The following is an 11,518-nucleotide window of genomic DNA, read 5'->3' on the forward strand; positions in this document are numbered from 1 at the left end:
CGCCGACACTCCGGGGAAACGTTCACGCCGAGGCGCGGACGGGCGAAATGCCTGTCCGCGCCTTACCGTTTTGTCCGGAATTCCGATGATCCATCCGGTGACATCGGGTAGCACGGCGAGCCAAGGGTCACAGCTGCGTAACCCGGCCTTGACGGAAGGGTGACCCGGGGAGGAAGCTTCCGCATGACGGTCGACATTGTCGAACGATGGCCGTGCGAATCGCACCCACAGAGCGCTCACCCGCCCGACGGTCCGCCCGGCCCCCGTCCCCACCCTCATCTCCGGGCCATATGGACAAGGGAGTCTTTGTGTCCGCGTTCTCCAACGGCGACGTCTTCGTCGGCGAAACCCTCGGCACCGCCGCCCTGATACTCCTCGGCGGTGGCGTCTGCGCCGCCGTGACGCTCAAGAAGTCGAAGGCCCTCAACGCCGGCTGGCTGGCGATCACCTTCGGCTGGGGCTTCGCGGTCCTGATCGCCGCCTACATGTCGGCACCGAAGTCCGGCGCCCACCTCAACCCGGCCGTCACCGTCGCGCTCGCCGTCAAGAGCGGCGAGTGGGGCCAGGTGCCGCTCTACCTCGGCTCCCAACTGCTCGGCGCGGTCATCGGCGCCGTGCTGGTCTGGGCCGCCTACCTCGGCCAGTTCCAGGCCAACCAGGAGCCGACCCTCGGCATCTTCTCGACCGGGCCCGAGATCCGGAACCCGGTCCAGAACGTCCTCACCGAGGTCATCGGCACCTTCGTGCTCTGCTTCGCGATCCTCACCATCGGCACCAACAACGGGCTCTCGCAGTCCGGCACGGGCACCCTGATGGTCGCCTTCACCGTGGTCGGCATCGGCCTCTCGCTGGGCGGCCCGACCGGCTACGCGATCAACCCGGCCCGCGACCTCGGCCCGCGCATCGCCCACACGCTGCTGCCGATCCCGAACAAGGGCGGCTCCGACTGGTCCTACGCCTGGATCCCGGTCGTCGGGCCGGTCATCGGCGGCCTGCTGGCCGGCGGCCTGTACAACGCCGCGTTCTGAGGCCGGGTTCGAACCCGCCGCGCACGGGGACTGACCACGGAGTCAGGCCCACCCACCCCGCAACCCCCCAGGCACACCACAGAGACCCGAGCCGAGGACCCTCATGACCTCCACTGGCAACTACATCGCCGCGATCGACCAGGGCACCACCTCCAGCCGCTGCATCATCTTCGGCGCCGACGGCCGCATCGTCGCCGTCGACCAGCAGGAGCACCGGCAGATCTTCCCCCAGCCCGGCTACGTCGAGCACGACGCCGCCGAGATCTGGACCCGGGTGCGGTCGGTCGTCCGCGGTGCGCTGGAGAAGGCCGGCCTGACCAAGGACGACATCCGCGCCGTCGGCATCACCAACCAGCGCGAGACCACCGTCCTGTGGGACCGGCACACCGGCGAGCCGGTGCACAACGCGCTGGTGTGGCAGGACACCCGCACCGAGGCCCTCTGCCGCGAGCTGGGCCGCAACGTCGGCCAGGACCGCTTCCGCCGCGAGACCGGCCTCCCGCTGGCCAGTTACTTCGCCGGCCCGAAGATCCGCTGGCTGCTGGACAACGTCGAGGGCCTGCGCGAGCGCGCCGAGGCCGGCGACATCCTGTTCGGCACCATGGACACCTGGGTCATCTGGAACCTCACCGGCGGTGTCGACGGCGGCAAGCACGTCACGGACGTGACCAACGCCAGCCGCACCATGCTGATGAACCTGCACACCCTGCGGTGGGACGACAAGATCGCCGAGTCGATGGGCGTGCCGATGGCCGTCCTGCCGGAGATCCGCTCCTCCGCCGAGGTGTACGGCGAGGCCGTCGGCGACCTGGCGGGCGTGCCGGTCGCCTCCGCGCTCGGCGACCAGCAGGCCGCGCTGTTCGGCCAGACCTGCTTCGACGAGGGCGAGGCCAAGTCCACCTACGGCACCGGCACCTTCCTGCTGCTGAACACCGGCGAGAAGGTCGTCAACTCCTACCACGGCCTGCTGACCACGGTCGGCTACCGGATCGGTGACCAGAAGCCGGTCTACGCCCTGGAGGGCTCGATCGCCGTCACCGGCTCGCTCGTGCAGTGGCTGCGCGACCAGCTCGGCATCATCTCCACCGCCGCCGAGATCGAGACGCTGGCCAACACCGTCGAGGACAACGGCGGCGCCTACTTCGTCCCGGCCTTCTCCGGCCTGTTCGCCCCGTACTGGCGCTCCGACGCCCGCGGCGTGATCGCCGGCCTCACCCGGTACGTCACCAAGGGCCACCTGGCCCGGGCCGTCCTGGAGGCCACCGCCTGGCAGACCCGCGAGGTCGTCGACGCCATGCAGAAGGACTCCGGGGTCGAGCTCACCGCCCTCAAGGTCGACGGCGGCATGACCAGCAACAACCTGCTCATGCAGAACATCGCCGACGTCCTGGACGCGCCGGTCGAGCGCCCGTACGTGGCCGAGACCACCGCCCTGGGCGCCGCCTACGCGGCCGGCCTGGCGGTCGGCTTCTGGCCCGACCTGGACACCCTGCGGGCCAACTGGCACCGCGCCGCCGAATGGACCCCGCGGATGGACGGGGCCACCCGGGAGCGCGAGTACAAGAAGTGGCTGAAGGCGGTCGAGCGCACCATGGGCTGGGTGGAGGAGGAGGAGACCAACTGATCGCGACGCCGGTCGGGGCCCGCGCCCCGGCCGGCCCGCTCCCGTTCCACCGGCCCGCCGCACCGGGCCGACCGGCCTCCGCGCAGGCCGTACGCACACCGAGAGGAGTAACGGCGCCGCCCGACCCGCGCGCCGTACACACACACCATGGCAACCATTCCGACCCTGGGCGCCGAGCTGACCGCCGGCCGCACCGCCTCCCGCGCCGAGACCCGCGAGCTGCTCGGCAAGGCCACCTACGACCTGCTGGTGATCGGGGGCGGGATCCTCGGCACCGCCGTCGCCTGGACCGCGTCCCAGGCCGGCCTGAAGGTCGCCATGGTCGACGCCGGGGACTTCGCCGGCGCCACCTCCAGCGCCTCCTCGAAGCTCGTCCACGGCGGTCTGCGCTACCTGCAGACCGGCGCGGTCAAGCTGGTCGCCGAGAACCACAAGGAGCGCCGCGCGCTCTCCACCGACGTCGCCCCGCACCTGGTCAACCCGCTGACCTTCTTCGTGCCGGTCTACAAGGGCGGACCGCACAGCGCGCCCAAGCTCGGCGCCGGCGTGTTCCTGTACTCGGCGCTCTCCGCCTTCCGCGACGGCATGGGCCGGGTCTCCACCGCCGCCCACGCCGCCCAGCAGGTGCCCGCGCTGCGCACCGAGGGCCTGCGCTCGGTGGCCGTCTACGGCGACCACCAGATGAACGACTCCCGCGTCGCCGTGATGACCGTGCGCGCCGCCGTCGAGGCCGGCGCGGTCGTGCTCAACCACGCCGAGGTCACCGGCCTGCGCTTCACCGGCGGCCGGGTCACCGGCGCCGAGCTGAAGGACCGCCTGGACGGCACCGAGTTCGGCGTGGACGCCCGTCTGGTGCTGAACGCCACCGGCCCGTGGGTGGACCACCTGCGCCGGATGGAGGACGCCGGCGCCGCGCCGTCGATCCGGCTGTCCAAGGGCGCCCACGTGGTGGTCAAGCGCCGCTCCCCGTGGCGCGCCGCGCTGACCATCCCGATCGACAAGTACCGCGTCTCCTTCGCCATCCCGTGGGAGGACCACGTCCTGCTCGGCACCACCGACGAGGAGTACACCGGCGACCCCAAGGACGTCCGGGCCACCGAGGCGGACGTCGACCAGATCCTCGGCGAGGCCGCGCACGCGATCCGCGACGAGCACCTCGACCGCGACCTGATCACCTACACCTTCGCCGGCCTGCGGGTGCTGCCCGGCGGCCCGGGCGAAACCGCCGCCGCCAAGCGCGAGACGGTCGTCACCGAGGGCAAGGGCGGCATGCTGTCGGTCGCCGGCGGCAAGTGGACCACCTACCGCCACATCGGCCGCACCGTGCTGGAGAAGCTGGCCCACGTGCCCGGCACCTCGCTCGGCGAGGACATCTCCCCCATCGCCCCGACCGTGCCGCTGCCGGGCGTCGGCGCGCCGAACGCCGTCGCGCACCGCCTGCTGATCGACCGCGAGCCGGGCTCGCGGATGGAGCCGCTGGTCGCCAGGCACCTGGCCGGCCACTACGGCACGCTGTCCTTCGACATCGCGCGGATGATCGACGAGAACCCGGAGCTCGGCCGGCCGATCCACGAGGACGGCCCGGACGTCTGGGCGCAGGTCGCCTACGCGGCCGACCACGAGTGGGCGTACACCGCGGACGACGTGCTGCGCCGGCGCACCACGATGACGGTCCGCGGCCTGGACACCCCGGAGGTCCGGGCCGAGGTCGAGGCCTTCCTGGCGAAGCGCGGGGCCAGGTGACGGGCCGCCAGCCGACCGGCTAGGCACGTACGCACGCCTGTGGGCGGGCACCCCAGGGCCGGGGGTGCCCGCCCGCCGGCGCGTGCCGGCCCGGTTCCCACCGCGGGGACGCCGGACGGGCGGGTGCTCCACGAGGGAGCGCCCGCCCGTCCGGCGTCGCGGGGGAGCCGCCGACCGGCTAGATCACCAGGCTGAGCGGCATGATCAGGGCGATCGCGACCACCGAGATCACCGTCTCCATCACCGACCAGGACTTCAGCGTCTGGCCGACGCTCATCCCGAAGTACTCCTTCACCAGCCAGAAGCCGGCGTCGTTGACGTGCGACAGGAACAGCGAGCCGGCGCCGATGGCCAGCACCAGCAGGGCCGAGTGGGTGGAGGACATGTCCGCCGCCAGCGGGGCGACGATGCCGGCCGCGGTGATGGTGGCGACCGTCGCCGAGCCGGTGGCGAGCCGGATCAGCACCGCGATCAGCCAGCCGAGCAGCAGCGCCGAGATGTGCCACTTGGACGACCACTCGCTGACCGCGTTGCCGACGCCCACGTCGATCAGGGTCTGCTTGAAGCCGCCGCCCGCGCCGACGATGAAGACGATGCCGGCGATCGGGCCGAGCGACTTGCCGACGGTGTCGGAGATGCGGGCCTTGTCGAAGCCGGCGGCCTTGCCCAGGGTGAGCATGCCGAGCAGGGTCGCGGCGAGCAGGGCGATCAGCGGGGAGCCGATGAAGTCGAAGACCCGCTGCGGCATCGCCTTGGGGTCGTCGATCACGACGTCCGCCAGCGCCTTGCCGAGCATCAGGATGACCGGCAGCAGGATGGTCACCAGCACCGCCCCGAAGGACGGGGTGTGCTCGCGCTTGGCCGTCTCCACCGGGGTGGCGGCCTGCGGGATCTCCAGCGGGCCGACCCAGCGCTCGGCGACGCGGGCGAACAGCGGGCCGGCGATGATCAGCGTCGGCACGGCGATCAGCAGGCCGAGCGCCAGGGTGACGCCGAGGTCGGCCTTGAGGGCGTCGACGGCGACCAGCGGGCCGGGGTGCGGGGGCACCAGGCCGTGCAGCACGGACAGGCCGGCCAGCGCCGGGATGCCGACCCGCATCAGCGGGACGTTGCCGCGCCGGGCCACCAGCAGCACGATCGGGACCAGCAGCACCACGCCGACCTCGAAGAACAGCGGCAGGCCGAGCACGGCGGCGATCAGCGCCATCGCCCAGGGCAGCGTCCTCCTCCCGGAGCGGGCGAGCACGGTGTCCGCGATGATGTTCGCCCCGCCCGAGTCGGCGAGCAGCTTGCCGAGCATCGCGCCCAGGCCGATCAGCAGGCCGACGCCCGCGACGGTGGAGCCGAAGCCGGTGGAGAAGCTGGTGAGCAGCTTGTCGAACGGCACGCCCGCGACGGCGGCCAGCACTCCCGAACCGAGGATCAGGGCGAGGAACGGGTGCAGCTTGAGCCTGGTGATCAGCAGCACGATGGCGCCGATGCCGAGCAGGACGGCGAGCAGCAGCTGGGAGTCGCTGCCGGTGTGCGGCAGGGCCGGTGGGGCGGCCGCGAGCACGGTGAGGGTGGGGGTCACGCGAGGTCTCCATTGACGGGCCGCAGCAGGGCGACGGCCTTCTCGACGAGTTCTTCGGGGCTCGGCCCGACGTCCAGGACGGCGCCGCGCTCGTCCGGGCCGAGCGGTTCCAGGGCGGCGTACTGCGAGCCGAGCAGCGACGGGGGCATGAAGTGGCCGCTGCGGTGCGAGAGCCGGTCCTCGACCAGCTCGGTCCGGCCGCTGAGGTGCAGGAACCAGGCGTCCGGGTCGGCCGCGCGCAGGATGTCGCGGTAGCCGTGCTTCAGCGCGGAGCAGGTGACCACGCCACCGGTGCCGTCCTCGGTGCGCTCCTTGAGCCAGGCGCCGATGGCGCGCAGCCAGGGTTCGCGGTCCCGGTCGTCCAGCGGGACGCCGGCCGTCGTCCGCCTCGGCGAAGGGGAGGCCGAGGCGGTCGGCCAGGAGCCGGGCCAGGGTGGTCTTGCCGACACCGGAGACGCCCATCACCACCACGGTGGGGGGCGTGACGGGGGTGTCGTGGTTCTCGACGCTGAGACCCATGGGTGGTGCTCCTTCGTTGCCTGGCCGCCACTATCGCCCTAAAGGTATGACGTATTCAAGGTAGAGAAACCAAATCGTCATACTTTTATGCCCAGGCGCGGGCGGGGCGGCGGCACCCGGGAACGGACCGCCGTCTAGGCTGGCGGGATGGAGATCCAGGGGCTGCCCGGCCGACTGCTCGCGGAACTGGGGCCGGCCATCGCGTCCGGGGAGCTCCCCGAGGGCGCGGTGCTGCGCGCCGAGGAACTGGAGGAGCGGTTCGGGGTCTCCCGGACGGTCGTCCGCGAGGCGGTCCGGATCCTGGAGGGGATGCGCCTGGTGGCCTCCCGCCGCCGGGTCGGCATCACCGTGCAGCCCAAGGCGGACTGGGACGTCTTCGATCCGATGGTGATCCGCTGGCGGCTGGCCGGCGCCGACCGGTCCGCCCAGCTGCGCTCGCTCGGCTCGCTGCGGCTCGCCGTGGAGCCGGCCGCGGCCGCCCTCGCCGCCCGCCACGCCACCGACGACGAGCGGCGCCGGCTCAGCGCGCTGGCCGTCGAGCTGACGATGACGGCGCGCGCCGCCGACCTGGAGACCTTCCTCCAGCACGACATCGACTTCCACGCCATCGTGCTGCGGGCCTCGCGCAACGAGATGTTCGCCCACCTGAAGGACACCGTCGGTGCGGTGCTCACCGGCCGGACCGAGTACCATCTGATGCCCCATCAGCCGGAGCCGTACGCGATCCGGCTGCACCGCGAGGTCGCCGAGGCGGTCTGCGCGGGGGACGCCGAGCGGGCCGAGCAGGCGATGCGGACCATCGTCGAGGGCGCGCTGGCCGAACTGAACGAGCAACTCGGCTGAAACGGCGGGACGTTCGGCAGGGCGTTCGGTATGTTCCGGGCCGGATCACACGATTTGGTATCGGTTCGGGGGATTCGCGCGCATAGTCCGGGTACGACGGGGCAGAGTGGAGCGCGGGGGCGTAGACTCGGCGCCCGCCGCGCTCGTGTCCGCGCCTGGGGGTCGCCCGATGCCAACCGCCCGCCGTCGCCGCCGTCTTCCCGACGAGGTCCGCAGGGCCGTCGTCCGCGCGGTGCTCTGCCTGTCCTTCACCCTGGTGGGCATCGTGGTGGCGACGCTGTCCTCGTACGCCGACAGCTGGCTGATGACTCCGGCGCTGATGGCGATGGGGGTGGGGGTGTTCGGCACGATGTGGTGCCTGCTGGAGATCCTGATCTCCCGCCAGGTCGCCGCACAGCGGATGCGCGCGCCGAACTCCGCCTCGCCGATGGCCGGCAGCCGCGCACCGGCGGGGCGCCCGGCGGCCCACCAGCAGCAGCCGCGCCCGCCCCACCACCAGCAGCAGCAGTACCCCCAGTACCCACCGCGCCCCCGCCCGCCGCAGCCGCCCTACCAGCCGCCGGCCGGGCCGCCGCACCCCGGCGGTCCGGCGACCCGTCAGGCGGGGCTGACCACCCGGTAGTGGGTGGTCGGCCGGCGGTCCCCGTCCAAGACGTGGAAGGCCAGCATCGGCGGATGGTCGAAGGCGATGCCGCTCCCGCCCTCGCAGGGCAGCGTGACGGTGGAGACCACCCCGGGCGCGACCAGCAGCGGCAGACCGGCGAAGGTGGTCGCGGCGGGGGTGTGCGCGTGGCCGCAGAGCAGGGCCGCCACCCGGGGGTGCCGGCGCAGCACCCGCGCCAGCCGCACCGCGCCGAACTGGCGGATCGGGTCGACGTGCGGCAGGTGCAGTTCCACCGGCGGGTGGTGGAAGGCCACCAGGGCGGGCGATTCGGTGCGCCCGGCGCCGAGTTCGGCGTCCAGCCAGTCGAGCGTGGCGTCGTCCAGCAGGCCGTCGTCCTGCCCGGGGATCGAGGAGTCGAGCATCAGCACATCGGCGCCGGGCAGCGCGTGCAGCCGGTTGACCGGGCCGCCGGACGGCGCCTCGCCGAGCAGCACCTCCCGGTACGCCCCGCGCACGTCGTGGTTGCCGGGGCAGGTGAGCACCGGGTGCCGCGAGGCCAGCACCTCGGCGGCCTCCCGGTACTCGGCGGCCGTCCCGTGGTCGGCGAGATCGCCGGTGACCAGCACCGCGTCCAGCGGTCCCGGCAGGGCGTCGAGGTACGCCATCACCCGCTCGGCCCGCCGCCGGGCGCGCTCGCCCGCGTCGCCGTGGTGGTCCTGGCCGAGGTGGATGTCACTGAGGTGAGCGATCGTCAGCATGGACATGGGCCCCACGCTACGGCGGTCACGACGAGGCCGGAACCTCCGCCGGGCGCTTGAACATCCGGGTGGCGGTGATCTCGCCGTGGATGGCCGGGCCGTCCGGGTCCGGCGCCGCCGGCAGGCCCGGCCGCAGGTGCTCCTCCACCGAGATGTACTTCAGGCCGGCCCGCAGGTCGGCGTCGTTGCGCAGCCGGATGACCAGCGGGAACTCGGCGAGCGCGGTGGTGTCGAACAGGCCGGTGGTGTAGATCAGCTGGACGCCCAGGGCGTCGGCCACCGCACGCTGGAGCTCCAGCAGGTAGGTGGCGTTGGCGCGGCCGATCGGGTTGTCCAGGAACAGCGTGCCCGCGTGCCGCAGCTGGGACTGGCCCCGGTCGTTGGCGCGCAGCGCGGCCATCGTGCAGTACAGCGCGATGGCGGCGGTGAGCAGCTGGCCGCCGGAGAACACGTCGGACATCTGGCCGACGCTCACCCGCTCGGCGCGCAGCACCGCGTCCGGCTTGAGGATCTCGACGGCCACGCCCTTGGGGCCGATCGCGGCGGCGACGCCCCGCAGCAGCAGGGACATGCCGTCACGGCGCAGGTCGCTGTTCTTGCGGACGGCGGCGCGGGTGGCCTCGTCGATGACCTCGCCGAGCCGCTCGACCAGGGTCGCGTGGTCCGGGTCCTCGAAGCGGATCCGCAGGAACTCCTGGCCGGACCACTCCCCCAGGCCCTCGGGCAGCCGGGAGAGCCGCTGGGCGGCGCGCAGCGTGGTCAGCGAGGACTCGACCAGGCCGCGCAGCCGGTCGACGATCGAGCCGCGGTTGCGCTCCAGCTGGGCGAGTTCGTCGGTGAGCACCCGCAGCCGGGGGGCGAAGGCGGCGGCCCAGTTGGCGGCGTGGTCGGGCAGCGCGGAGGCGGGCAGCTCGCGGATCTGCTGGCGGGCCGGGGTGCGGACGGCCTCGAAGCGGGCCGCGTTGGCGTGCCGGACCAGCGCGTCCGAGGCGTCGCGGACGGCGAGTTCGGCGGAGGACAGCTCGCCGGCGGCGGTGCGCAGGGCGCGGCGGGCCTCGGCGGCGGCGGCGCGGGCTTCGGCGAGCGCGCTGAGGTAGGGGTCGACCGGGGTCTCGGCGTCGTCCTGCTGCTCGCGCAGGCCGTCGCGGAGCTGGCCGGCGTGCTCGTCGAAGTCGGCGGCGGCGGCCTGGGCGGCGTCGAAGGTGCGCTGGAGGTCGGCGTGCGCGGTGCGGGCGGCGTCGACGGCCTCGCGGCGTTCGGCGAGCCGGCTGGTGGCGCCGCGCAGCAGGGCCTGGGCGTGCTCGGGGTCGGTGGGGACGAGCTCCTCGGGCAGCTCGGTGTGCGACTCGCCGTCGGCGGGGGCGGAGCGTTCGGCCTCGCCGCGCAGCCGGCCGAGCTGCTCGCTGGCGGCGGCGGCGCGGGCCTCGATGGTGGCGACCAGCTCCTCGGCGCGGGCGGCGGCGGCCTGGCGGGCCGGGCCGTCGGCGCCGTCGGGGCTGTTGAGCAGTTCCTCGGCGCGGACGCGGACCTTGTTGGTGAGGCGGTCGAGTTCGGTCGCGGCGGCGGCCTCGTCGCCCTCGGCGCGCGCCTGTTCGGCGCGCAGGTCGGCGCCGACGCCGACCTTCTCGTAGAGCTGGGCGGCGGAGCGGTAGGCCNNCGCCTCGGCGGGCTCGTCGGACTGCTCGGCGGCGGAGATCTCGGCGCGTTCGGCGCGCAGGGTGCGGGCGGTGCGGCGGGCGTCGTCGGCGGCGCGCTGGGCGGCGCGGCGGTCCTCGTCGCAGGTGCGGGCGCGTTCGGCGCAGACGGCCTGGCGGCGGTCGCACTCGGCGGCGTCCTCGGCGAGTTCGCGCTGGCGGCGGCTCCAGTTGGCGCGCTCGCGCAGCCGGAAGGCGAGGCCGGAGAGGGCGTCGGCGCGGCGGCGGGCGCGCTGGGCGACCTCCCGGTGCTCCTCGTGGGCGTCTGCCGCGGCGGCGTGGTCGGTCTCGGCCTCGTCGTGGTCGGCCCGCAGGGTGGCCAGGGCGGCGGCGGCCTGCTCGGCGTGCTCGCGGGCGCTCTCGGCGGCGGCGGCGAGTTCGGCGAGGGTGCCGGGCGGGCAGCTGGCGTGCCAGGAGGCGAGGCGGGCGGCGAGCGCGCGGTCGCCGCCGAGGCGGGCGGCGAGTTCGCGGATGTGCTCCTCGCGGGCGGTGGCGCGGGCGCGCAGTTCGCGGCGCTCGTCGTCGGCGGCGGACTCGTCGTGCATGGCCGGGTTCGGCGGCACCAGGAAGAACGCGGGCTCGTCGGTGATCGGGGCGATCAGCGAGGCGGCGGCGCCGACGGCGACGGTGGAGCGGGGCAGCAGGGCGGCGGCGCGCAGCGCCTCGCGGGCCCGCTCCAGGGAGTGCGGGTCGGTGACCACGACGCCGTCGACGAGTTCGGGGCGGGCGGCGAGGATCGCCTCGTGGTCGGCCGGGTCGACGGACTGGGCGAGGTAGCGCCAGCCGGGCAGGGCGGGGATGCCGTGCTCGGCGAGGTACTCGACGGTGGCGAGCACGTCCGGGCCGGGCGGCAGCAGGCCGCCGTCGCCGAGCGCGGCGAGGATCCGGGAGTCGTCGGCGGCGGCGGTGCGCAGGTCGAACAGGGTGCGTTCGGCGGTGGCGATGGCCTCGTCGAGGAGTTCGCGCAGGTATTCGGCGTTGCGGTCGAGGACGGCGGGGGTGAGGAAGCCGGCGTCCTCCTCCGCGGACTCCTGGTACGGGGTGAGCGAGAGCAGGTCGGCGAGCCGGGCCTCGGTGGCGAGCAGGGCGGCGGTGCGCTGCTCGGTGGCGAGCGCCTGGGCGGCGGCCTTGA

The 11,518-nt window shown here is 73.9% G+C and carries 8 protein-coding genes and 1 pseudogene; 5 read left to right on the forward strand and 4 right to left on the reverse strand.

All coding sequences use genetic code 11. The features are described from left to right. The first annotated feature begins 290 nt into the window (after nucleotides 1-290). The 3 genes from ABD308_RS17660 to ABD308_RS17670 all read left to right on the forward strand — a co-directional run bounded on the left by ABD308_RS17660 (nucleotide 291) and on the right by ABD308_RS17670 (nucleotide 4,395). Nucleotides 291-1,028, forward strand: a complete 738-nt coding sequence (locus ABD308_RS17660; RefSeq protein ID WP_425554787.1) for an MIP/aquaporin family protein — start codon at nucleotides 291-293, stop codon at nucleotides 1,026-1,028. Between the two features lie 103 nt (nucleotides 1,029-1,131). After that, nucleotides 1,132-2,652, forward strand: coding sequence for a glycerol kinase GlpK (gene glpK, locus ABD308_RS17665; protein ID WP_344335452.1), 1,521 nt, complete (start codon nucleotides 1,132-1,134; stop codon nucleotides 2,650-2,652). A 147-nt stretch (nucleotides 2,653-2,799) separates the two neighbouring features. Continuing rightward, nucleotides 2,800-4,395: a glycerol-3-phosphate dehydrogenase/oxidase gene (locus tag ABD308_RS17670; protein WP_344335453.1), complete on the forward strand. Its 1,596-nt coding sequence runs from the start codon at nucleotides 2,800-2,802 to the stop codon at nucleotides 4,393-4,395. Between the two features lie 178 nt (nucleotides 4,396-4,573). Here the strand turns inward: ABD308_RS17670 and ABD308_RS17675 are convergent, their stop codons facing one another. Further along, a complete protein-coding gene (locus ABD308_RS17675; RefSeq protein ID WP_425554788.1) occupies nucleotides 4,574-5,968 on the reverse strand; it encodes a GntT/GntP/DsdX family permease in 1,395 nt (464 codons plus the stop codon). Beyond that, nucleotides 5,965-6,487: pseudogene (locus ABD308_RS17680) on the reverse strand (gluconokinase). The gene ABD308_RS17675 and the pseudogene ABD308_RS17680 overlap by 4 nt, the downstream one beginning before the upstream one ends. A 147-nt stretch (nucleotides 6,488-6,634) precedes the next feature. On the opposite strand from ABD308_RS17680, the gene ABD308_RS17685 reads away from it, so the two are divergent. Then, nucleotides 6,635-7,330 (forward strand): FadR/GntR family transcriptional regulator, encoded by a 696-nt coding sequence (locus tag ABD308_RS17685; RefSeq protein WP_344335456.1) that lies wholly within the window; start codon nucleotides 6,635-6,637, stop codon nucleotides 7,328-7,330. A 169-nt stretch (nucleotides 7,331-7,499) separates the two neighbouring features. Continuing rightward, nucleotides 7,500-7,952: a hypothetical protein gene (locus tag ABD308_RS17690; RefSeq protein ID WP_344335459.1), complete on the forward strand. Its 453-nt coding sequence runs from the start codon at nucleotides 7,500-7,502 to the stop codon at nucleotides 7,950-7,952. Here the strand turns inward: ABD308_RS17690 and ABD308_RS17695 are convergent. Continuing rightward, entirely contained in the window at nucleotides 7,928-8,692 is a 765-nt protein-coding gene (locus ABD308_RS17695) for a metallophosphoesterase (RefSeq protein WP_344335464.1), read from the reverse strand. The two genes, ABD308_RS17690 and ABD308_RS17695, sit on opposite strands and share 25 nt — an antisense overlap. Nucleotides 8,693-8,717: 25 nt before the next feature. Continuing rightward, nucleotides 8,718-11,518: coiled-coil domain-containing protein (locus ABD308_RS17700; RefSeq protein ID WP_486327029.1), on the reverse strand; the 2,801-nt coding region annotated here is incomplete at its 5' end.

Origin of the sequence: Kitasatospora putterlickiae (assembly GCF_039527695.1) — a bacterium.
GTDB classification, from domain to species: domain Bacteria; phylum Actinomycetota; class Actinomycetes; order Streptomycetales; family Streptomycetaceae; genus Kitasatospora; species Kitasatospora putterlickiae.

What these genes read in the sequence shown, in the direction of transcription:
- ABD308_RS17660 (WP_425554787.1), top strand. Translation starts at nt 291, where the DNA reads ATGGACAAGGGAGTCTTTGTGTCCGCGTTCTCCAACGGCGACGTCTTC.
- glpK (WP_344335452.1), top strand. Translation starts at nt 1,132, where the DNA reads ATGACCTCCACTGGCAACTACATCGCCGCGATCGACCAGGGCACCACC.
- ABD308_RS17670 (WP_344335453.1), top strand. Translation starts at nt 2,800, where the DNA reads ATGGCAACCATTCCGACCCTGGGCGCCGAGCTGACCGCCGGCCGCACC.
- ABD308_RS17685 (WP_344335456.1), top strand. Translation starts at nt 6,635, where the DNA reads ATGGAGATCCAGGGGCTGCCCGGCCGACTGCTCGCGGAACTGGGGCCG.
- ABD308_RS17690 (WP_344335459.1), top strand. Translation starts at nt 7,500, where the DNA reads ATGCCAACCGCCCGCCGTCGCCGCCGTCTTCCCGACGAGGTCCGCAGG.
- ABD308_RS17695 (WP_344335464.1), bottom strand. Translation starts at nt 8,692, where the DNA reads ATGCTGACGATCGCTCACCTCAGTGACATCCACCTCGGCCAGGACCAC.